This is a genomic window from Pseudomonas sp. Nvir, from assembly GCF_963778085.1.
Classification (GTDB): Bacteria; Pseudomonadota; Gammaproteobacteria; order Pseudomonadales; family Pseudomonadaceae; genus Aquipseudomonas; species Aquipseudomonas juntendi.
In genome coordinates, this window is the sequence record NZ_OY970405.1 from 1153013 (window position 1) to 1174125 (window position 21113).

The following is a 21113-nucleotide window of genomic DNA, read 5'->3' on the forward strand; positions in this document are numbered from 1 at the left end:
CCGGTGGCCGAGGCCGCCTAGCGAGAGAAAAGCAGCCTTCGGGCTGCTTTTTTGCTTTTTCAACCTTCAGAAGATCGAATTGCGATGACTACCCGAGACCAGGAAATTCAGCGCCGCACCGAACTGTCGGTTACCCGCGTGACCAAGGCGGTGTTCCCCAACACCACCAACCACCACAACACCCTGTTCGGCGGTACTGCGCTGGCCTGGATGGACGAGGTGTCGTTCATCGCTGCCACGCGCTTCTGCCGCCTGCCGCTGGTGACCGTGTCCACCGACCGCATCGACTTCAAGCACCCGATCCCGGCGGGCTCGATCGTCGAGTTGGTGGGCACGGTGATCAAGGTCGGCAACACCAGTTTGCAGGTGCAAGTGGATGTGTTCGTAGAAAACATGTACCTGGACGGCCGTGAGCGTGCGATCCACGGGGTGTTCAGCTTTGTCGCCATCGACGAGGACAAGCGCCCGGTGCCGGTTTTGCCCCAGGCCTGAGTTCTTCTGCACTGGCCCTTTCGCCGGCGCGCCCGCTTCTACAGCCATGCAAAGCATTCAAAGCCTGTGCAGGCCCTGTGGGAGCGGGCGTGCCCGCGAAGAGGCCGGTACAGACAACCCCCAGGCTGCTGTGAAACACTAGCCCCATCTCCAACACCCAGCAGCCCTGAATGCCCGCCCTAGACCACCCCCTGATCGACCAGTTCCTCGACGCCCTGTGGCTTGAGAAAGGTCTGTCCGACAACACCCGCGTGTCCTACCGCAGTGACCTGGCCCTGTTCAACGGCTGGCTGCATGAGCGCTCCGTGGCGCTGCCCGACGCTGGCCGCGACCTGATCCTCGACCACCTGGCCTGGCGCCTGGAGCAGGGCTACAAGCCGCGTTCCACGGCACGTTTCATCTCCGGCCTGCGCGGCTTCTTCCGTTACCTGTTGCGGGAAAAGCTGGTGGCCATCGACCCGACCTTGCAGGTCGACATGCCGCAACTGGGCAAGCCTTTACCCAAGTCGCTGTCCGAAGCGGACGTCGAGGCCCTGCTGCAGGCCCCGGACCTGGGCGAGGCCATCGGCCAGCGTGATCGCGCCATGCTCGAAGTGCTGTACGCCTGTGGTCTGCGCGTCACCGAACTGGTCAGCCTGGCCCTCGACCAGGTCAACCTGCGCCAGGGCGTGCTGCGGGTCATGGGCAAAGGCAGCAAAGAGCGCCTGGTTCCCATGGGCGAAGAAGCCGTGGTATGGCTGGAGCGCTACCTGCGCAGTGGCCGTGCCGAACTGCTCAATGGCCGCCCCAGTGATGTACTGTTCCCCAGCCTTCGCGGCGAGCAGATGACCCGCCAGACCTTCTGGCACCGCATCAAGCACCATGCCCGCGTGGCCGGTATCGACAAGCCGCTGTCCCCGCATACGCTGCGCCATGCCTTTGCCACCCATTTGCTCAACCATGGCGCCGACCTGCGCGTGGTGCAGATGCTGCTGGGCCACAGCGACCTGTCGACCACGCAGATCTACACCCATGTGGCCAAGGCTCGCCTGCAACAGTTGCACGCCCAGCACCACCCGCGTGGATGAATGTTTTTCATGTTCCGCCGACCGGTCCTTGCCAGGCCCTTCACCAGCAGCGTGATGTGGTAGGCTTGGGCGGTTTGCACCAAGGGCCGCACGCTCACCGCTCTTTTTCGCCGGTGGCGCCCTCCGGTCCCTGTCCGCCTTCAGGAGTTCCCATGCGCGTGACCCAGTTTTTCGCCGCCGCCGCGTTGGCGCTGGCCAGTACCTTTGCGTTTGCCGCGGCAACCGACAGCAATGCCGGTGCCGAGCAGGCCATCCGTAAATCACTGCAAAACCTCGAGCTGGAAGTACCCGTGGAAAGCGTGGCCAGCAGCCCGCTGAACGGCCTGTACGAAGTCAAGCTGCAGGGCGGCCGGGTGCTCTACGCCAGCGCCGATGGCCAGTTCGTGATGCAGGGGTATCTGTTCCAGATCCAGAACGGCAAGCCGGTCAACCTTACCGAAAAAACCGAACGCCAAGGCGTGGCCAAGCTCATCAACGGCATTCCAGCCGCCGAGATGGTGGTTTATCCTGCCAAGGGCGAAACCAAGTCGCATATCACCGTCTTTACCGACACCACCTGCCCGTACTGCCACAAGCTGCACGCCGAAGTGCCTGAACTGAACCGCCGCGGTATCGAAGTGCGCTATGTCGCCTTCCCGCGCCAGGGCCTCGGTTCGCCGGGTGACCAGCAATTGCAGGCGGTGTGGTGCTCCAGCGACCGCCGCGCGGCGATGGACAAAATGGTCGAAGGCGAGGAAATCAAGGCGGCCAAGTGCGCCAACCCGGTCGGCAAGCAGTTCCAGCTGGGCCAGTCGATCGGTGTCAACGGCACGCCGGCCATCGTGCTGGAAAGCGGCCAGGTCATTCCGGGCTACCAGCCGGCGCCACAGGTCGCCAAGCTGGCACTGGCCAAGTAATCCAATTCAGTACGCCGTCGTCATGGGGTGACGGCATGTTTCACGGTCGGCAAGGTGCCGGCCGTTCAATGGGGAGTTCACAGTGAAACCGGTCAAAGTAGGCATCTGTGGGTTGGGGACCGTCGGTGGCGGAACCTTCAATGTACTTCAGCGCAACGCCGAGGAGATTGCCCGTCGTGCCGGGCGCGGTATTGAAGTGGCACAGATCGCCATGCGCTCGCAGAACCCGAACTGCCAGATTACCGGTACCCCCATTACCGCTGATGTGTTCGACGTTGCGAGCAACCCCGAGATCGACATCGTCATCGAGCTGATCGGCGGCTACACCATCGCCCGCGACCTGGTGCTCAAGGCCATCGAGAACGGCAAGCACGTGGTCACCGCCAACAAGGCGCTGATCGCCGTGCACGGCAACGAAATCTTTGCCAAGGCCCGCGAAAAAGGCGTGATCGTCGCCTTCGAAGCGGCCGTGGCCGGCGGCATCCCGGTGATCAAGGCCATCCGTGAAGGCCTGTCAGCCAACCGCATCAACTGGCTGGCCGGCATCATCAACGGTACCGGCAACTTCATCCTCACCGAAATGCGCGAGAAGGGCCGGGCCTTCCCCGATGTGCTGGCCGAAGCCCAGGCGCTGGGCTACGCCGAAGCCGACCCTACCTTCGACGTCGAAGGCATCGATGCTGCGCACAAGCTGACCATCCTCGCCTCCATCGCGTTCGGCATTCCGCTGCAGTTCGACAAGGCCTACACCGAAGGCATCACCCAGCTGACCACCGCTGACGTGAACTACGCCGAGGCCCTCGGCTACCGCATCAAGCACCTGGGCGTGGCCCGGCGCACCGCTGAAGGCATCGAGTTGCGCGTGCACCCGACCTTGATCCCTGCCGACCGCCTGATCGCCAACGTCAACGGCGTGATGAACGCCGTGATGGTCAACGGTGACGCCGCCGGTTCGACCCTGTACTACGGTGCCGGTGCCGGCATGGAGCCAACCGCCTCGTCGGTGGTTGGCGACCTGGTCGACGTGGTCCGTGCCATGACCTCCGACCCGGAAAACCGCGTACCGCACCTGGCCTTCCAGCCCGATTCGCTGTCGGCCCACCCGATCCTGCCGATCGAAGCCTGCGAGAGCGCCTACTACCTGCGTATCCAGGCCAAGGATCACCCAGGCGTGCTGGCCCAGGTCGCCAGCATCCTTTCCGAGCGTGGTATCAACATCGAGTCGATCATGCAGAAGGAAGCCGAGGAACAGGACGGCCTGGTACCGATGATCCTGGTCACCCACGGCGTGGTCGAGCAGTGCATCAATGATGCCATCGTCGCCCTGGAAGCCCTGCAGGACGTGGTCGGCAAGGTTGTGCGCATTCGCGTCGAGCAGCTCAATTAAGCGGCAAGCCTCAAGCTGCAAGGTGCAAGTGAAGGCAGTGCAGTTTTGAGGCTTCGAACAGAGTAAATTCGCGGGAACAGCGAGATGCAGAGCACAAGAGCAAGGCCAGTCGGCTTTTCTTGTAGCTTGCCGCTCGCAGCTTGCCGCTCAAATCAAAGGTTTGCACCCATGCGCTATATCAGTACCCGCGGCCAGGCACCGGCCCTGAATTTCGAAGACGTGCTGCTGGCTGGCCTGGCCAGTGACGGCGGCCTGTATGTGCCGGAAAACCTGCCACGTTTCACCCAGGAAGAAATCGCTTCGTGGGCCGGCCTGCCGTACCACGAACTGGCCTTCCGGGTCATGCGCCCGTTCGTTGAAGGCAGCATCGCCGACGCCGACTTCAAGAAGATCCTCGAAGAAACCTACGGCGAGTTCGCCCACGCAGCGGTGGCCCCGCTGCGCCAGCTGAACAGCAACGAATGGGTACTCGAGCTGTTCCACGGCCCAACCCTGGCGTTCAAGGACTTTGCCTTGCAACTGCTCGGGCGCCTGCTCGACCACGTGCTGGCCAAGCGCAACGAGCGCGTGGTGATCATCGGCGCCACCAGTGGTGACACCGGCTCCGCGGCCATCGAAGGCTGCCGCCGTTGCGACAACGTCGACATCTTCATCCTGCACCCGCACCAGCGCGTGTCGGAGGTACAGCGCCGGCAGATGACCACCATTTTCGGTGACAACATCCACAACATCGCCATCGAAGGCAACTTCGACGATTGCCAGGAAATGGTCAAGGCCAGCTTCGCCGACCAGTCGTTCCTCAAGGGCACCCGCCTGGTGGCCGTGAACTCGATCAACTGGGCGCGCATCATGGCCCAGATCGTCTACTACTTCCATGCCGCCCTGCAGTTGGGTGGGCCGTCGCGTTCCGTGGCGTTCTCGGTGCCGACCGGCAACTTTGGCGACATTTTTGCCGGCTACCTGGCGCGCAACATGGGCCTGCCGGTCAGCCAGCTGATCGTGGCCACCAACCGCAACGACATCCTGCACCGCTTCATGAGCGGCAACCAGTACGTCAAGGAAACCCTGCACGCCACCTTGTCGCCGTCGATGGACATCATGGTGTCGTCCAACTTCGAGCGCCTGCTGTTCGACCTGCACGGCCGCAACGGTGGCGCAATTGCCGAACTGATGGCCAACTTCAAGCAGGGTGGCGGCTTCAGCGTGGAGCAGGACCGCTGGACCGAAGCCCGCAAGCTGTTCGATTCGTTGGCCGTCAGCGACGAGCAGACCTGCGAGACCATCGCCGAGGTGTTCGCTGCCACTGGCGAGGTCCTCGACCCGCACACCGCGATCGGCGTCAAGGCCGCCCGTGAGTGCCGTCGCAACCTGGACACGCCGATGGTGGTGCTGGGTACCGCGCACCCGGTCAAGTTCCCTGAAGCGGTAGAAAAGGCCGGTGTGGGCAAGGCACTCGAGCTGCCGGCGCACCTCAGCGACCTGTTCAGCCGTGAGGAGCGTTGCACGGTGCTGGCCAATGACCTGAAAGCGGTACAGGGCTTTGTCAGCCAGCATGGCAACCGCGGCAAGCCATTGTAACGGGTGTGCCTGGGGCTGCTGCGCAGCCCCGTCGCGATACAAGGCCGCTCCTGCAGGCAACCGCGTTGGCTTCAGCTGACGCGGTATAGCCAGTTCCCGCAGCTTAATCAGAATCATCCTATTCAGGCGGCATTCACCAGCGCCTAAATTAGCCGGTCCTCCCATCAGGAGCGGCTCATGCACCAGACCGTCGTGTTGATTCATCAGGCACGCCCATCGCACCAGATCCTGCTGCACCAGGCCCTCAACGCGCAAGGCGTGTTCGCTGTGCGCATCAGCGCGACCACCGCTGAACTGGATGCCCGCCTTGGCGCCGAACGCCGCCCAGACCTGCTGATTCTCGACCATGCCATGCCAACCAGGGCCGGCCGTGCCCTGCTCGCACGGCTGGCCCAGGCCCGTGCCCTGTTGTTCGTTGGCCAGCCTGCGCCGCAGCGTTTCGACCTGGCCCAAGAGGCGCGCAAGCAAGGCCTGTGGGTACTCGCCGAGCTGCCCTGGCCGTTGTCGATGCCGCGCCTGCAGCGCGCACTGCAGACGCTGCAGGCGCGGCATCGACAACGGCCATAGCAAGGCGAACTTTCCGCTGTGCCCGCGGGTCAGTTGCTCTATATCCCACCATGCAGCGAGTGAACCGGATGGAAAGAATCTGCAGCCTGCTCAACGATGCACTGAGCCCTTATCAGACCCACCTCGGCGTTGCCGATGCCAGCGGTAATCGCCAGCTCACGGTTCAAGGCGGCCTCACGGGGGTGACCTTGCAGCGCACTGTCAGTGAGCGCCAGTTACAGGAACACCGCCTGTTGATCGACCTGGTGGATGGTTTGCACCGTGACCTGCAGATAGCCGAGGGGCGGCTGCAGCCTTGCGTGATCGCTGCGCTGCAACAACGCCAGCAACCGCAGGGAACCTTTGCCTAAAGGATTCATCTGACACAGTAGGGGCAGCCAGCCAGCGCTTTGCTCCGGCGCTGGCAAAACTGCCACGGGAAGTCCTCAAGGGCTTTCGCTTGACCCCGGGCGTCCTTCCCCAGCGCCCGGGGTTTCTTTTTTCTGGGTTCTCTACCGGCCCTGTCGCGCCGCTGACTCAATTCGTAAGCGCGACGCGGCCTGTGTGGGAGCGGGCGTGCCCGCGAACACCGGCGTAGCCGGTGCCAGCCACCGCGCTGGATTTTTCGCGGGCATGCCCGCTCCCACACAGTCCCCGCTAAATCAATAAGTTATGCATTTTTCTCTGGGAGCTGGCTCGCCGGCGATAGCCGGTGTAGGCGTTTAATGGGCTTCGAAGAAACGCTGGCTTTCTTCCAGGTAGTTTCTGCGCGAGACCGGATCCAGCCAGTGGGCATACAGCGCAGGCAGCACGTCCCGTCGCAACGCAGGCAGCAACTGGTCGATATGCGCCACTGCAGCGCGCCCCAGTTCGCTGTCCGAGCACCCCACGTGCAGAAACTGGTAGCGCTCCACCCCCTGCACTGGATAAAACTGATAATCGGCCAGCGCGGCGCCTTGCTGCTGGATCAGGTAACGCACCTCAGGCCAGTAGCCGAGCACCAGGCGCAGGCGCCCCAACTGCTGCATCTGCAGCAGGTTGGCGGTGGCTTCGTTACCGTAATGGCGGCTGAGCACAGTGTCTGGCAGCTGGCGCAAAATGCTGTCGATCTGCAGGCCATAACTGCGTTCGGCAACCACCCCGAGTTTCAGTGCGGTTTTGCTCAGCAGGCCATGCAGGTCTACCTGCTGGCCCTGCAGATAGGGGGCCACCAGTGCCTGGCTTTCCTTGCGGCCCACCAGGCCGCCACTGAGCACGCCCAGGTAGGGCAGGGAGAACTGCACATATTCCTCACGTTGGGGTGTCCACAGCAGCGTCGGGTCGCAGGTGAAGGTGTTGCGGTCCTGCAGCATCTGGATTCCGCGGGCACGGTTGACGCGCTGGATGGTGTGGTCGTATTCGGGCATCTGCGCAATCAACAGGGGCAGCAGTTGGTCGATTACCCCTCGGCCTTGCTCCGGGCCGTCGAAAATGGTGAATGGCGGCAGGTCACGCACCAGCCAGAACAGGCGTTCCTTGGCACTGGCAGGGTGCAGCAGCAATGCGGCCATCAGCCCGCAAAGCAGGACCAGCGGGCGTAGGCGGCGGGCGGCGCGCATGCGGCCGGGCTGCGCCTGGTTCAGACCGTGCCTGCGGCGCGCAGGCTGGCGATCGCCGCCGCGTCATAGCCAAGGCTGGCCAGCAGTGCCTCGGTGTGCTCGCCAAGGGCCGGGCCCACCCATTCGCTGGAACCTGGGGTTTCCGACAGCTTGGGCACGATGCCAGGCATCTTGAATGGCTTGCCGTCGGGCAGCTTGGCCTGCAGGAACATTTCCCGAGCCAGGTACTGCGGGTCGCTGAACATGTCCTCGGCGGAGTAGATCCGGCTGGCCGGGACCTCGGCGGCGGTCAGCACCTGCATCAGCGTTTCCAGCGGCAGGCTGTTGGCCCAGCGGTCGATCACCCCGTACAGCTCATCCCGGCGAAGGTCGCGGCCATCGTTGCTGGCCAGGCTTGGGTCGTCAGCCAGGTCGGCACGCCCGATGGCCTGCATGAAGCGCTTGAAGATTGCATCGCCGTTGGCGCCGATCTGTACATGCTTGCCGTCGGCGCTGGTGTGGATGGAGGAGGGGGTAATGCCGGGCATGATGTTGCCGGTGCGTTCACGGATAAAACCGAATACATCGAATTCCGGGACCATGCTTTCCATCATGGCGAAGATAGCTTCGTACAGCGCTACGTCCACCACCTGGCCCTGGCCGCCGTTGACCTCCCTGTGGCGCAGCGCCATCAGCGCACCGATAACGCCCCACAAGGCGGCGATCGAGTCGCCGATCGAAATGCCGGTGCGCACCGGTGGCCGGTCGTCGAAGCCGGTGATGTAGCGCAGGCCGCCCATCGACTCGCCTACGGCACCAAAACCTGGTTGGTCCTTCATTGGCCCGGTCTGGCCAAAGCCCGACAGGCGCACCATGACCAGCCCAGGGTTGAGCGCATGCAGCACATCCCAGCCCAGGCCAAGCTTTTCGAGCACGCCCGGGCGGAAGTTCTCGATCAGGATGTCGGCGTCGGCCAGCAGCCTTTGCAATACCTCGCGGCCTTCGGGGTGCTTCAGGTTGAGGGTCAGCGACTGCTTGTTGCGCGCCTGCACGAACCACCACAGGGAGGTGCCTTCGTACAGCTTGCGCCACTTGCGCAGCGGGTCGCCGCCATCGGGCGACTCGACCTTGACCACCTCGGCACCGAATTCGGCGCAGATGCGCGAGGCGAATGGCCCGGCGATCAGTGTGCCGAGTTCGACAACCTTGAGGCCGGCGAGGGGTTTGCTGGGCGTCGACATGGGGCATCCGTGGCAGTTGGGCAGAGCGGTGGTTTTATCACACGGCGGTTGCGCCGGGTACTGCTGCGGCGCATGGCGAGTGCGGATGGGTTAGACTGTGCGACTTTTCTTTTGCACGAAGCCCGTCGACCATGGCCCAGCCGTCCACCACCTACAAGTTCGAACTGAATCTCACCGATCTTGACCGTAACGTCTACCAAAGCGTCAAGCAGACCATCGCGCGCCACCCTTCGGAAACCGAAGAGCGCATGGCGGTGCGGTTGTTGGCCTACGCGCTCTGGTACAACGAGAACCTGTCGTTCGGCCGTGGCCTGTCGGATGTAGATGAGCCGGCACTGTGGGAAAAGAGCCTGGACGACCGCGTGCTGCACTGGATCGAAGTGGGCCAACCCGATGCCGAGCGCCTGACCTGGTGCTCGCGGCGCACCGAACGCACCAGCCTGCTGGCCTATGGCAGCCTGCGCGTGTGGGAAGGCAAGGTGGTCAGCGCGGTCAAGAACCTCAAGAACCTGAACATCGCCGCAGTGCCGCAGGAGGTGCTGGAAACCCTGGCCGCCGACATGCCGCGCGCCATCAAGTGGGATGTGATGATCAGCGAAGGTACGGTCTTCGTTACCGACGACCGTGGCCAGCACGAAGTGCAACTGCAGTGGCTACTGGGTGAGCGTGGCTGAAGCAACCCATGCGTATCGAACCTCGCCCCCTGCCTGCGACCCTGCCTTTTCTGGGTAACCTGCCACCCTTGCTCACCCGTTTGTATGCCGCACGCGGCGTGCAAAGCGAGGCCGAACTGGACAAAAGCCTTGCGCGGCTGTTGCCCTACCAGCAGCTCAAGGGCATCGAGGCCGGCGTCGACCTGCTGGTCGCTGCCATAGACCAGCGCCAGCGCATTCTCATTGTCGGCGACTTCGACGCCGACGGTGCCACCGCAAGTACGGTTGGGGTGCTGGGCTTGCGTTTGTTGGGGGCAGCCCATGTCGATTACCTGGTGCCCAACCGTTTTGAATACGGTTACGGCCTGACCCCGGAAATCGTCGAAGTTGCCCTGCAGCGCCAGCCGCAGTTGCTGATTACCGTAGACAACGGCATTTCCAGCGTCGACGGGGTGGCCGCTGCCAAGGCCGCTGGGCTGAAAGTGCTGGTGACCGACCATCACTTGCCAGGCGAACAACTGCCCGATGCCGACGCCATCATCAACCCCAACCAGCCGGGTTGCAGCTTCCCGAGCAAGGCGCTGGCCGGGGTCGGTGTCATCTTCTATGTGCTGATGGCCCTGCGCGCGCGGTTGCGCAGCCTGGGCCGCTACGCGACACAACCCCAGCCGAACATCGGTGAACTGCTCGACCTGGTCGCCCTGGGCAGCGTGGCCGATGTGGTGCCGCTGGATGCCAACAACCGCATCCTGGTGCACCAGGGCCTGGAGCGCATCCGTGCCGGCCGTGCCCGCCCGGGCTTGAAGGCCATTCTTGAGGTGGCCCGCCGCGATCACCGGCGCATCACCTCCACCGACCTGGGTTTCATTCTTGGCCCACGCCTGAATGCAGCCGGGCGCCTGGACGACATGAGCCTGGGCATCGAATGCCTGCTGTGCGAAGACCCGGCGCTGGCCCAGGACATGGCGCAGCAGCTGGATGACCTGAACCAGGACCGCAAGTCCATCGAGCAGGGCATGCAGCGCGAGGCACTTGCGCAGCTCAAGGACCTGCCGGTCGAGTCGATGCCTTACGGCTTGTGCCTGTTCGATGCCGACTGGCACCAGGGCGTGATCGGTATTCTGGCGTCGCGGCTGAAGGAGCGTTACCACCGGCCGACCATTGCCTTCGCCGATGCAGGCGCTGGCATGCTGAAGGGCTCGGCGCGTTCTGTGCCAGGGTTCCATATTCGCGATGCGCTGGATGCCGTGGCGGCGCGCCACCCGCAATTGATCAGCAAGTTCGGCGGCCACGCCATGGCCGCTGGCTTGTCGTTGCCAGAGGCAAATTTCCCGGCCTTTGCCGAGGCCTTCGACGAAGAGGTACGGCGCCAGCTGCGTGAAGACGACCTGACCGGGCGCCTGCTGTCCGACGGCAGCCTGGCGGTGGAAGAATTCCACCTCGATCTGGCCAAGGCGCTACGCAATGCCGGGCCATGGGGCCAGCATTTCCCTGAGCCGCTGTTTCATGGCGTGTTCCAGTTGGTGGAGCAGCGCGTGGTGGGCGAACGGCACTTGAAAGTGGTGCTGAAGAGCGAGTGTGGCTCGGTGCGGCTGGATGGCATTGCCTTCGGCATCGACCGCGACGTATGGCCGAACCCGACGGTGCGCTGGGTCGAGTTGGCGTACAAGCTGGATGTGAACGAGTTTCGGGGCAATGAAAGTGTGCAGTTGATGATTGCCCACATGGAGCCGCGTTGACTGCAACCCTGTAGGAGCGGCCTTGTGTCGCGATGGGCTGCAAAGCAGCCCCAGGTTGTCGGCACATATGCACAAGTCCAGGCTTTCAGCACAGCTGCACAAATTGCCGGGGCTGCCTTGCAGCCCTTCGCGACACAAGGCCGCTCCTACAAGGCCCAAGCGGCCAGCCACAGGCGTCTGTAAACAACTTGCCCAAAATCCCATGGAACCTTCCCCCCAGGCATTCTGGTCTAGTCTGAAGTATGACCGGACCCAGGCCAGGGACGTGCTATTGAGTGTCCGGGCCGGATCACCATTGGAGTTCTTGGGAGGTGCCCTCATGAGCCTGCTGCTCGAGCCTTACACCCTGCGTCAACTGACGTTGCCCAACCGCATCGCCGTTTCGCCGATGTGCCAGTATTCTGCAGCCGATGGCCTGGCCAACGACTGGCACCTCGTTCACCTGGGCAGCCGCGCAGTGGGTGGCGCGGGCCTGGTGATCACCGAGGCCGTGGCGGTTACCGCCGATGGCCGCATCACCGCCGAAGACCTTGGGTTGTGGGAGGACGCACAGATCGCCCCGCTGCAACGCATCACCCGCTTTATCACCGCCCAGGGCGCCGTGCCCGGCATCCAGCTGGCGCACGCCGGGCGCAAGGCCAGTACCTACCGCCCCTGGCTGGGCAAGCACGGTAGCGTCAAACCCGAGGAGGGTGGCTGGCAGCCGTTGGGGCCCTCGAAGATTGCCTTCGACCCGCAACATACAACGCCACGCGAGCTGACCTTGGGCGACATCCAGGAGGTGGTCGGTGCCTTCGTTGCCTCGGCCCAGCGCGCGTTGCAGGCCGGCTTCAAAGTGCTCGAGGTTCACGCCGCCCATGGCTACCTGCTGCACCAGTTCCTGTCACCGCTGAGCAACCAGCGGCGTGACGAATACGGCAGTTGCTTCGAAAACCGCATCCGCCTGACCCTGCAGGTGGTGGAAGCGGTGCGCAAGGTATGGCCTGCCGAATTGCCCCTGTTCGTGCGGGTATCGGCAACCGATTGGGTAGAAGACGGCTGGAACCCGGATGAAACCGTCGAACTGGCCCGGCGCCTGCGTAACCTGGGCGTCGATTTGATCGACGTGTCCTCTGGCGGCACTTCGGTCAACGCCGAAATACCCACCGGCCCCGGCTACCAGACCCGTTTCGCCGAGCGCGTGCGCAAAGAGTCTGAAATTGCCACCGGCACCGTGGGCATGATCACCGAACCTGCGCAGGCCGAGCATATCCTGCGTACCGGCCAGGCCGACCTCATCTTCCTTGCCCGCGAACTGCTGCGCGACCCTTACTGGCCGCTGCATGCCGACGACGACCTGGGCGGTAACAAGGCCACCTGGCCGGCGCAGTACCAGCGCGCTACCAGCCGGGCCAACCCGATTCATGAGTCGGATCTGCGCGACTGATTCTGAAGGCGCGGCCTTGTGTGGCCACAGGGCCGCAGTCTAACCACGAAAATACCTGGGGCACTGCGCGACCCATCGCGACACAAGGCCGCTTGTGTCTTGAGAGAGGATTAGAATCTGGAGCACGAGTAGCAGCAGAAGCTGTCATTCACCGTTTCACTTGTGGGAGCGGGCGTGCCCGCGAACACCGGCGCAGCCGGTGCCAGACACCGCGTCGCCTGCTTGCGAGCAAGCCCGCTCCCACAATGAATCGCGCAGGCTTTTCAAATTTTGGGAAAGACAGTTGCTCCTACCTTGAACGCGGTTGAGCGGACCCAGCGTGACCGAGCATGATAATCAATGCTTGATCATCACATGCCGCACACAGGTGTAGTCCTCCAGCCCATACATCGACATGTCCTTGCCATACCCCGAGTGTTTCTGCCCGCCATGGGGCATTTCACTGACCAGCATGAAATGGGTATTCACCCAGGTGCAGCCATATTGCAGGCGTGCGGCCAGGCGGTGGGCGCGGCCGGTGTCGCGGGTCCAGACCGAGGAGGCCAGGCCGTAGTTGGAGTCGTTGGCCCATTCCAGCGCCTGCGCTTCGTCGCTGAAACGGGTTACCGACACCACCGGGCCGAACACTTCGTTGCGCACGATCTCATCATCCTGCAGGGCGTCGGCCAGCACCGTCGGCTCGAAAAAGTACCCATCGCCCTCGATTGCCTTGCCACCGGTCACCAGGCGAATGTGCGGCTGGGCGACGGCACGCTGTACCAGGCCGGCGACCTTGTCGCGGTGCTGGGCGCTGATCAGCGGCCCCAGCTCGGTGCCCTCGGCCTCCTGCAGGCCGGGCTTGATGCTGGCTACCGCTTCCCCCAGGCGCTCGACGAAGCGCTCATAGATACCGGCCTGCACATACAGGCGGCAAGCCGCCGTGCAGTCCTGGCCGGCGTTGTAGAAACCGAAGGTGCGAATACCCTCGATCGCGGCATCGATGTCGGCATCATCGAACACCAGGACTGGCGCCTTGCCGCCCAGCTCCATGTGCATGCGCTTCACGCTGTCGGCGGTGGCGCTGATGATATGGGCGCCGGTGGGGATCGAGCCTGTCAGCGACACCATGCGGACCTTGGGGTGCGTAACCAGTGGGTTGCCGACCGTCTGGCCACGGCCAAACAAAATGTTGAGCACCCCGGCCGGCAGCAGGTCCTTGGCCAGTTCCCCCAGGCGCAAGGCGGTCAACGGGGTCAGCTCGGAGGGTTTGATCACCACCGTGTTGCCGGCCGCCAGGGCCGGGGCGATCTTCCAGGCCAGCATCATCAGCGGGTAGTTCCACGGTGCAATCGAGGCCACCACGCCCAAGGGGTCGCGACGGATCATCGACGTGTGGCCCGGCAGGTATTCACCTGCCGCCGAGCCGCCCAGGCAGCGCGCCGCACCGGCGAAAAAACGAAACACGTCGGCAATCGCCGGAATTTCGTCGTTGCGCGCGGCACTCAAGGGTTTGCCGCAGTTCTGCGATTCCAGCCGAGCCAGTTCATCGCCATGCGCCTCAATGGCGTCTGCCAGGTTCAACAACGCCTGGGCGCGGTCCTTGGGGCTGGTTTGCGACCAGCTGTCGAACGCATGGTCAGCGGCACGCACGGCGCTGTCCACCTGGGCTTCGCTGGCTTCGTTGATCTGCGCCAGGGCGGTGCCCAGCGCCGGGTCGAGCACGGTCCAGGTCGGGCCTTGGCCGGCGACCAGTTGGCCATTGATCAGCATCTGCGTTTGCATCGGGTACTCCTCCAGGGTCATTTGCCACTGCCCGCAACGCTGTCGCCGCCACGGGTCAGGTAATAGGCGCCAAGGATCGGCAGCATGGTCACCAACATCACCAGCATGGCTACCACATTGGTCACCGGCACGTCGCGCGGCCGGCTGAGCTGGTTGAGCAGCCAGATCGGCAGGGTGCGTTCGTGGCCGGCGGTGAAGGTCGTGACAATGATCTCATCGAACGACAGGGCAAAGGCCAGCATACCGCCGGCCAGCAGTGCCGAGCCGAGGTTGGGCAGGATGATGTAGCGAAAGGTCTGCCAGCCATCGGCACCCAGGTCCATGGAGGCCTCGATCAGGCTGTGCGAGGTGCGCCGCAGGCGGGCGATCACATTGTTGTAGACGATCACCACGCAGAATGTGGCATGGCCGACCACGATGGTGAACACCCCGGGCTCCACGCCCAAGGTCTTGAACGCCGAGAGCAGGGCGATGCCGGTGATGATGCCGGGCAGGGCGATGGGCAGGATCAGCATCAGCGATATGGCCTCTTTGCCGAAAAAGCTGCGCCGGTACAGTGCGGCCGATGCCAGTGTGCCTAGCACCAGGGCGATCAGGGTCGCCAGGCAGGCGACCTGCAACGACAGCTTGATCGCGTCCAGCACGTCGGTGCGGGCGAAGGCCACGGCAAACCACTTCAGGGTAAACCCCGTGGGCGGGAAACTGAATGCTGCGTCTTCGGTGTTGAAGGCGTACAGGAAGATGATCAGGATCGGGAAATGCAGGAACAACAGCCCGCCCCAGGCCGCCAGGCGCAACCCTACAGAGGCTTGTTCAGAGTGCATCGAAGGCCCCCAGGCGCTTGACGATCGACAGGTACAGCGCAATCAGAACGATCGGCACCAAGGTAAATGCCGCCGCCATCGGCATGTTGCCGATCGCCCCTTGCTGGGCATAGACCATGCTGCCGATGAAGTAGCCGGGTGGGCCCACCAGCTGCGGCACGATGAAGTCGCCGAGGGTAAGCGAGAAGGTGAAGATCGAGCCAGCGGCGATACCGGGAATCGACAGCGGCAGTATCACCTGCATGAAGGTTTGCCCGGGGCGTGCGCCAAGGTCTGCCGAGGCCTGCAACAGCGACGGCGGCAAGCGCTCCAGCGAGGCCTGGATCGGCAGGATCATGAATGGCAGCCAGATGTACACGAACACCATGAAGCGCCCCAGGTGCGAGGTCGACAGCGTGCTGCCGCCCACGCCCGGGACCGTCAGCACGGCTTGCAGCAGGGCGTCCAGGTGCAGCTGGTGGACGAACCACTGGGCCACCCCACCCTTGGCCAGCAGCAGGGTCCAGGCGTAGGTCTTGACGATGTAGCTGGCCCACATGGGCATCATCACGGCGATATAGAAAAATGCCTTGGTCTTGCCGCGTGTGTAGCGCGCCATGTAGTAGGCGATGGGAAACGCCAGTACCGCGCTGGCCAGTGACACCGCCACCGCCATGCCCAAGGTCCGCAGGATGATGTCGAAGTTCGACGGGTTGAACAGCGCGGCGAAGTTGCCCAGGGTCAGGTCCGGGGTGACCGCCATGGTGAAGTCGTCGAAGGTGTAGAAACCCTGCCACAACAGGTTCAGCAACGAGCCCAGGTAGATGGCGCCGAACCAGGTCAGTGGCGGGATCAGCAGCAGGGCCAGGTACAGGTTGGGGCGCCGGTACAGCACATCGGCCAGGCCTCGGAGCGCGCTCATGGCAATGGCCCAGCGCTTTCCTGCAGCACGGTCATCGCCTCGCGCGGCCAGTGCGCCTGCACCCGCTGCCCGGGCTGCCAGGCCTGGGGCTGTGCCTGCCAGCGGTCGTTGGCCTGGGTTACCGCCAACAGTTGGCCATTGTCCAGTTGCAACTCGTAACGGGTGGCGCTGCCCTGGTACTGCACATCGCGCAGCAGGCCGCTGACCTGGACCTCGTGGCTGGTGACCACCGGGTCGCCCAGGCGGATGTGCTCAGGGCGGATGGAAAACGGCGCCGGGTGGCCGTTGAGCGCCCTCGCCAATTCGCCACGCACCACGTTGGACGTGCCGACGAATTCGGCGACGAAGGTGGTGGCGGGTTTCATGTAGAGGTTGCGCGGGGTGTCGACCTGTTCGATGCGGCCGCGGTTGAACACCGCGACCCGGTCCGACATCGACAGCGCCTCGGTCTGGTCATGGGTGACGAAGATGAAGGTGATGCCTAGCTGGCGTTGCAGCTTCTTCAGCTCGCCCTGCATCTGTTCGCGCAGCTTGAGGTCCAACGCGCCCAGCGGCTCGTCCAGCAGCAGCACGCGGGGCCGGTTGACCAGTGCCCGCGCCAGGGCCACACGCTGGCGCTGGCCACCCGAAAGCTGCGCCGGCTTGCGCGCGCCGTAGCCGGCCAGGGCCACCATGGCCAGGGCTTGTTCGGCACGGCTGTGGCGCTCGGCCTTGGCCACGCCTTTCACTTTCAAGCCATAGGCGATGTTGTCGAGCACGTTCATGTGCGGGAACAACGCGTAGTCCTGGAACACGGTATTGACGTCACGCTGGTAGGGCGGCACGCCGGCAGCTTCCAGGCCGTGGATACGGATCGAGCCGCTGCTTGGCTGCTCGAAGCCGGCGATCAGGCGCAGGCAGGTGGTCTTGCCGGAGCCGGACGGGCCGAGCATGGAGAAGAACTCCCCATCGCTGATGTCGATGCTGACCTGGTCTACGGCCTTGACCTCGCCGAAGCTACGGGAAACCTGGGTGAACTGGACGGCTAGGGGCATACGCGGTTCTCTGTTGTTCTTGTCTTGCCTGTATCGGCCCTGTCCCCGGCAAGCCGGCCCCACAGGGATCACACCACAGGGCCGGAACAGGCGGAGAAACCCTCAGCGCCCACCCATGATGGCAATGTAATCTTGAGTCCAGCGGCTGTAGGGCACGAACTTGCCACCCTGGGCCTGCGGGGTTTTCCAGAAGGCGATCTTGTCGAAGTTGTCGAAGCCGTTGGTCTTGCAACCCTCGGCGCCGAGCAACTCGCTGCCACTGCAGGCTGCCGGCACCGCCGGCAACGAGCCGAACCAGGCGGCCACGTCACCCTGCACTTTTGGCTGCAGCGACCAGTCCATCCATTGGTAGGCGCAGTTGGGGTGCTTGGCATCGGTGTGCAGCATGGTGGTATCGGCCCAGCCGGTAGCGCCCTCCTTGGGGATGGTCGACGCCACGGGCTGGTGCTCGGCCTTCAGGCCATTGACCATGTAGCCCCACGAACTGGAGGCGACCACGCCTTCGTTCTTCACGTCGCTCATCTGCACTGTGGCGTCGTGCCAGTAGCGATGGATCAGCGGTTGCTGCTGGCGCAGCAGTTCGAGCACCGCCTGGTATTGCGTTTCGGTCAGTTCATACGGGTCCTGGATGCCCAATTCGGGCTTGGCCGACTTCAGGTACAGCGCCGCGTCCGCGATGTAGATCGGCCCGTCATACGCCTGTACGCGGCCTTTGTTCGGCTTGCCATCGGGCAGGTCCTGCGGCACGAACACCACGCCCCAGCTGGTCGGTGCCTGCTTGAACGTGTTGGTGTTGTACAGCAGCACGTTCGGCCCCCACTGGTACGGGGTGCCATAGACCTGTTTATCGACCACATACCAGCCACCGTTCTGCAGGCGCGGGTCGATGTTTTTCCAGTTGGGGATCAAGGCGGTGTTGATCGGTTGCACCCGTTTGCCGGCGATCAGCCGTAACGAGGCATCGCCCGAGGCGGTAACCAGGTCGTAGCCCCCCTTGGCCATCAGGCTGACCATTTCGTCCGAGGTGGCAGCGGTTTTCACGCTGACCTTGCAGCCGGTTTGCTGTTCGAAGCCGGTCACCCAGTCATACGCCTTGTCGCTTTCACCGCGCTCGATGTAGCCAGGCCAGGCGACGATGTCCAGGCGCCCTTCGCCAGGCCCCAGGGCCTTGGGCGGTTCGGCGGCCAGCAGGCCGGTACTGGCCAGCACGGCACAGGTGGTGGCGCCGAGCAATGCGGTCTTGTGCACGGGCATGGGTGTTCCCTCTTGTTGGAGATTGTGGTCGCGGCAGTGGTCGAGTCTAGTTGGCTTTTTGCCAGTCAATGCAACATCCAGAAGCAAATCCGCGCATGGTCCTTTACCGGGCAGGCCTTAATCTGGCGGATGACTTCCCATGCCTGGAGACTTGCACATGAACACCCGTGGCTTGCTGGACCAACTGCTCAAATCTGGCCAGGAGTTGCTGAACAAATCGTCTGATTCCGGCAAACCCGGCGCTGGCGCCAGCGGGCTTGGCGGCCTGTTGTCCGGGGCCGGTGGTGGCTTGCTGGGCGGTGGCGCACTGGGCGTGCTGCTGGGCAACAAGAAGGCGCGCAAATATGGGGGCAAGGCCCTGACCTATGGTGGCCTCGCGGCACTCGGGGTGCTGGCCTACAAGGCCTACGGCAACTGGCAGGCGCGCCAGCAGGTGGCTGCCAGCGAGCCGCAGACGGTCGACCGCTTGCCGCCGGCCCAGGTCGAGCAGCACAGCCAGGCGGTGTTGCGGGCGCTGGTGGCTGCGGCCAAGTCCGACGGCCATATCGACGAACGCGAACGGGCGCTGATCGAAGGTGAGTTCACCCGCCTGGACAGCGACCGCGAGTTGCAGCATTGGCTGCACGCCGAACTGAACAAGCCGCTGGACCCGGCTGAAGTCGCCCGCGCCGCACAGACGCCCGAGATGGCTGCCGAGATGTACTTGGCCAGCACGATGATGGTCGACCAGGAAAACTTCATGGAGCGCGCCTACCTCGATGAGCTGGCCCGCCAGTTGCGTCTGGACCCGGGTTTGCGCCAGGAGTTGGAGAGCCAGGTGCGGTTAGCCGCAGGCCAGTAAGCGACGCGGTCCTTGTGGGAGCGGCCTTGTGTCGCGAAAGGGCTGCGCAGCAGCCCCAAAGATTTTAGCTTCGCCGCATGAAATGCCGGGGCCGCTGCGCGGCCCTTTCGCGACACAAGGCCGCTCCCACAAACGAAGCGACTTTTCCATGATGGGCTCCGTCCATTAGCGGGGATGCCAGGTTACCCCACATTTCACCCGCAAAAGCGTAAGGCCTCTAGGCTATACTTCGGCGATTTTCCCCGCTCGTTGTGAATTCCTGAGGGCTGAATGTGAAGAACTGGACGTTGCGCCAACGGATCCTGGCAAGTTTCGCCGTGATCATCGCCATCATGCTGCTGATGATCGTGGCCGCCTACTCGCGGTTGGCCGCCATCGAAACCGCCGAAGCCGCCGTAGGTACAGACAGCATTCCCGGGGTCTACTACAGCTCGATGATCCGCAGCGCCTGGGTCGACAGCTACGTCACCAGCCAACAGTTGGTCGGGCTGTCCAACCACCGGGAAATCACCTCGGCCGACATAGAACTGTTCAAGAGTTTCGAAGACCGGCTGAAGCAATTCATGGCCAGTTACCAGAGCACCATCCAGGACAATGACGACCAGGCCCGCTTCGACAGCTTCGTGCAGCTTGAAGAAAACTACATGAAGATTGTCGGCCAGGTGCTGGATGCCTACCGTCAGCGCAACTACGCCGAAGCCCAGCGCCTGATCAACGACGTACTCACACCCGCCTGGGTCGACGGTCGCAAGCACCTGAACGATGTCATCGAGAACAACCGCGCCTCCGCTGATGCCGCCACCCGCGATATCGTCAGTGCCGTGACCACCGCCAAGGGCAGCATGATCGTCTCGCTGTTGCTGGCCATTGTCGCGGCCGGGGTGTGCGGCCTGTTGCTGATGCGCGCCATCACCGCGCCCATGCAGCGTATCGTCCAAGCCCTCGACAAGCTGCGTTCGGGTGACCTGAGCGTGCGCCTGAGCCTGGAACGCAAGGATGAGTTCGGCGCCATCGAGAGCGGCTTCAACGAAATGGCCGAAGCGCTGGCGAACCTGGTGGCCCAGGCCCAGCGCTCGTCGGTGCAGGTCACCACGTCGGTTACCGAGATCGCCGCCACGTCCAAGCAGCAGCAGGCCACTGCCACCGAAACCGCAGCCACCACCACGGAAATCGGCGCCACCTCGCGGGAAATTGCCGCCACTTCGCGTGACCTGGTGCGTACCATGACTGAAGTCACTTCGGCCGCCGACCAGGCCTCCAGCCTGGCCGGCTCCGGCCAGCAGGGCCTGGCCCGCATGGAAGAGACCATGCACCAGGTGATGGGCGCCGCCGACCTGGTCAACGCCAAGCTGGGCATCCTCAACGAGAAGGCCAGCAACATTACCCAGATGGTCGTGACGATCGTCAAGGTGGCCGACCAGACCAACCTGTTGTCGCTCAACGCCGCCATCGAGGCGGAAAAGGCTGGTGAGTATGGCCGTGGCTTTGCCGTGGTGGCCACCGAGGTGCGGCGCCTGGCCGACCAGACCGCCGTGGCCACTTACGATATCGAGCAGATGGTGCGCGAGATCCAGTCGGCGGTGTCGGCCGGGGTCATGGGCATGGACAAGTTTTCCGAAGAAGTGCGCCGGGGCATGTTCGAAGTGCAGCAGGTCGGCGAGCAACTGAGCCAGATCATTCACCAGGTACAGGCCTTGGCACCGCGCGTGCTGATGGTCAACGAAGGCATGCAGGCCCAGGCCACCGGTGCCGAGCAGATCAACCAGGCCTTGGCCCAGCTCAGTGATGCCAGCACCCAGACCGTCGAGTCGCTGCGCCAGGCCAGCTTTGCCATCGATGAGCTTAGCCAGGTGGCCGCAGGCTTGCGTGGCGGCGTGTCGCGTTTCAAAGTCTGAC

General features: G+C 63.7%; 19 protein-coding genes. 12 read left to right on the forward strand and 7 right to left on the reverse strand.

What is annotated here, in order from left to right:
- Positions 1–84 precede the first annotated feature (84 nt).
- The 7 genes from AACG97_RS05600 to AACG97_RS05630 all read left to right on the forward strand — a co-directional run bounded on the left by AACG97_RS05600 (position 85) and on the right by AACG97_RS05630 (position 6337).
- Positions 85–492: an acyl-CoA thioesterase gene (locus AACG97_RS05600; RefSeq protein ID WP_009683444.1), complete on the forward strand. Its 408-nt coding sequence runs from the start codon at positions 85–87 to the stop codon at positions 490–492.
- Positions 493–662: 170 nt separating this feature from the next.
- A complete protein-coding gene (xerD, locus tag AACG97_RS05605) occupies positions 663–1559 on the forward strand; it encodes a site-specific tyrosine recombinase XerD (RefSeq protein ID WP_009683445.1) in 897 nt (298 codons plus the stop codon).
- 152 nt (positions 1560–1711) lie between these two features.
- Entirely contained in the window at positions 1712–2455 is a 744-nt protein-coding gene (locus AACG97_RS05610; RefSeq protein ID WP_197886363.1) for a DsbC family protein, read from the forward strand.
- An 82-nt stretch (positions 2456–2537) separates the two neighbouring features.
- Positions 2538–3842, forward strand: coding sequence for a homoserine dehydrogenase (locus AACG97_RS05615; protein WP_197886362.1), 1305 nt, complete (start codon positions 2538–2540; stop codon positions 3840–3842).
- A gap of 168 nt (positions 3843–4010) precedes the next feature.
- The gene (thrC, locus tag AACG97_RS05620; protein WP_009683448.1) at positions 4011–5420 is read left to right on the forward strand and encodes a threonine synthase; all 1410 of its coding nucleotides are present in this window, start codon (positions 4011–4013) and stop codon (positions 5418–5420) included.
- A 177-nt stretch (positions 5421–5597) separates the two neighbouring features.
- Positions 5598–5987: a response regulator gene (locus AACG97_RS05625; protein WP_115293456.1), complete on the forward strand. Its 390-nt coding sequence runs from the start codon at positions 5598–5600 to the stop codon at positions 5985–5987.
- Between the two features lie 68 nt (positions 5988–6055).
- Positions 6056–6337: a DUF3509 domain-containing protein gene (locus tag AACG97_RS05630; protein ID WP_144187639.1), complete on the forward strand. Its 282-nt coding sequence runs from the start codon at positions 6056–6058 to the stop codon at positions 6335–6337.
- A gap of 351 nt (positions 6338–6688) precedes the next feature.
- Here AACG97_RS05630 and AACG97_RS05635 read toward each other — a convergent pair whose 3' ends face one another.
- Positions 6689–7564, reverse strand: coding sequence for a TIGR02285 family protein (locus AACG97_RS05635; protein ID WP_115293458.1), 876 nt, complete (start codon positions 7562–7564; stop codon positions 6689–6691).
- Between the two features lie 20 nt (positions 7565–7584).
- Positions 7585–8784 (reverse strand): CaiB/BaiF CoA transferase family protein, encoded by a 1200-nt coding sequence (locus AACG97_RS05640; protein ID WP_009683452.1) that lies wholly within the window; start codon positions 8782–8784, stop codon positions 7585–7587.
- Positions 8785–8915: 131 nt separating this feature from the next.
- Between AACG97_RS05640 and AACG97_RS05645 the strand changes: the two genes are divergently transcribed.
- The 3 genes from AACG97_RS05645 (at position 8916) to AACG97_RS05655 (ending at position 12602) form a co-directional block, all read left to right on the forward strand.
- A complete protein-coding gene (locus tag AACG97_RS05645; protein WP_009683453.1) occupies positions 8916–9458 on the forward strand; it encodes a YaeQ family protein in 543 nt (180 codons plus the stop codon).
- An 8-nt stretch (positions 9459–9466) separates the two neighbouring features.
- On the forward strand, positions 9467–11176 hold the full coding sequence (gene recJ / locus AACG97_RS05650; RefSeq protein ID WP_029886738.1) for a single-stranded-DNA-specific exonuclease RecJ: 1710 nt from the start codon (positions 9467–9469) through the stop codon (positions 11174–11176).
- A 319-nt stretch (positions 11177–11495) separates the two neighbouring features.
- Positions 11496–12602, forward strand: a complete 1107-nt coding sequence (locus AACG97_RS05655; protein ID WP_197886443.1) for an NADH:flavin oxidoreductase/NADH oxidase — start codon at positions 11496–11498, stop codon at positions 12600–12602.
- Between the two features lie 336 nt (positions 12603–12938).
- Here the strand turns inward: AACG97_RS05655 and AACG97_RS05660 are convergent, their stop codons facing one another.
- The 5 genes from AACG97_RS05660 to ydcS form a co-directional block, all read right to left on the reverse strand.
- Complete coding sequence (locus tag AACG97_RS05660; protein WP_009683458.1) at positions 12939–14363, reverse strand: gamma-aminobutyraldehyde dehydrogenase; 1425 nt, start codon at positions 14361–14363, stop codon at positions 12939–12941.
- Between the two features lie 17 nt (positions 14364–14380).
- Positions 14381–15187 (reverse strand): ABC transporter permease, encoded by an 807-nt coding sequence (locus AACG97_RS05665; protein ID WP_009683459.1) that lies wholly within the window; start codon positions 15185–15187, stop codon positions 14381–14383.
- Entirely contained in the window at positions 15177–16088 is a 912-nt protein-coding gene (locus AACG97_RS05670) for an ABC transporter permease (protein ID WP_009683460.1), read from the reverse strand. Before AACG97_RS05670 ends, AACG97_RS05665 begins: the two co-directional genes overlap by 11 nt.
- Complete coding sequence (locus tag AACG97_RS05675) at positions 16085–17122, reverse strand: ABC transporter ATP-binding protein (protein ID WP_009683461.1); 1038 nt, start codon at positions 17120–17122, stop codon at positions 16085–16087. Before AACG97_RS05675 ends, AACG97_RS05670 begins: the two co-directional genes overlap by 4 nt.
- 102 nt (positions 17123–17224) lie before the next feature.
- Positions 17225–18376 (reverse strand): putative ABC transporter substrate-binding protein YdcS, encoded by a 1152-nt coding sequence (gene ydcS / locus AACG97_RS05680; RefSeq protein ID WP_009683462.1) that lies wholly within the window; start codon positions 18374–18376, stop codon positions 17225–17227.
- A gap of 157 nt (positions 18377–18533) precedes the next feature.
- On the opposite strand from ydcS, the gene AACG97_RS05685 reads away from it, so the two are divergent.
- Positions 18534–19217 carry a tellurite resistance TerB family protein gene (locus tag AACG97_RS05685; RefSeq protein WP_115293462.1) on the forward strand — a complete coding sequence of 228 codons (684 nt, stop codon included), beginning with the start codon at positions 18534–18536 and terminating at the stop codon, positions 19215–19217.
- Between the two features lie 332 nt (positions 19218–19549).
- On the forward strand, positions 19550–21112 hold the full coding sequence (locus AACG97_RS05690; RefSeq protein ID WP_413247404.1) for a methyl-accepting chemotaxis protein: 1563 nt from the start codon (positions 19550–19552) through the stop codon (positions 21110–21112).
- Position 21113 lies beyond the last annotated feature (1 nt).

Coding starts and splice junctions, on each gene's coding strand:
- AACG97_RS05600 (WP_009683444.1), top strand. CDS start 85: ATGACTACCCGAGACCAGGAAATTCAGCGCCGCACCGAACTGTCGGTT.
- xerD (WP_009683445.1), top strand. CDS start 663: ATGCCCGCCCTAGACCACCCCCTGATCGACCAGTTCCTCGACGCCCTG.
- AACG97_RS05610 (WP_197886363.1), top strand. CDS start 1,712: ATGCGCGTGACCCAGTTTTTCGCCGCCGCCGCGTTGGCGCTGGCCAGT.
- thrC (WP_009683448.1), top strand. CDS start 4,011: ATGCGCTATATCAGTACCCGCGGCCAGGCACCGGCCCTGAATTTCGAA.
- AACG97_RS05625 (WP_115293456.1), top strand. CDS start 5,598: ATGCACCAGACCGTCGTGTTGATTCATCAGGCACGCCCATCGCACCAG.
- AACG97_RS05630 (WP_144187639.1), top strand. CDS start 6,056: ATGGAAAGAATCTGCAGCCTGCTCAACGATGCACTGAGCCCTTATCAG.
- AACG97_RS05635 (WP_115293458.1), bottom strand. CDS start 7,564: ATGCGCGCCGCCCGCCGCCTACGCCCGCTGGTCCTGCTTTGCGGGCTG.
- AACG97_RS05640 (WP_009683452.1), bottom strand. CDS start 8,784: ATGTCGACGCCCAGCAAACCCCTCGCCGGCCTCAAGGTTGTCGAACTC.
- AACG97_RS05645 (WP_009683453.1), top strand. CDS start 8,916: ATGGCCCAGCCGTCCACCACCTACAAGTTCGAACTGAATCTCACCGAT.
- recJ (WP_029886738.1), top strand. CDS start 9,467: ATGCGTATCGAACCTCGCCCCCTGCCTGCGACCCTGCCTTTTCTGGGT.
- AACG97_RS05655 (WP_197886443.1), top strand. CDS start 11,496: ATGAGCCTGCTGCTCGAGCCTTACACCCTGCGTCAACTGACGTTGCCC.
- AACG97_RS05660 (WP_009683458.1), bottom strand. CDS start 14,363: ATGCAAACGCAGATGCTGATCAATGGCCAACTGGTCGCCGGCCAAGGC.
- AACG97_RS05665 (WP_009683459.1), bottom strand. CDS start 15,187: ATGCACTCTGAACAAGCCTCTGTAGGGTTGCGCCTGGCGGCCTGGGGC.
- AACG97_RS05670 (WP_009683460.1), bottom strand. CDS start 16,088: ATGAGCGCGCTCCGAGGCCTGGCCGATGTGCTGTACCGGCGCCCCAAC.
- AACG97_RS05675 (WP_009683461.1), bottom strand. CDS start 17,122: ATGCCCCTAGCCGTCCAGTTCACCCAGGTTTCCCGTAGCTTCGGCGAG.
- ydcS (WP_009683462.1), bottom strand. CDS start 18,376: ATGCCCGTGCACAAGACCGCATTGCTCGGCGCCACCACCTGTGCCGTG.
- AACG97_RS05685 (WP_115293462.1), top strand. CDS start 18,534: ATGAACACCCGTGGCTTGCTGGACCAACTGCTCAAATCTGGCCAGGAG.
- AACG97_RS05690 (WP_413247404.1), top strand. CDS start 19,550: ATGCTGCTGATGATCGTGGCCGCCTACTCGCGGTTGGCCGCCATCGAA.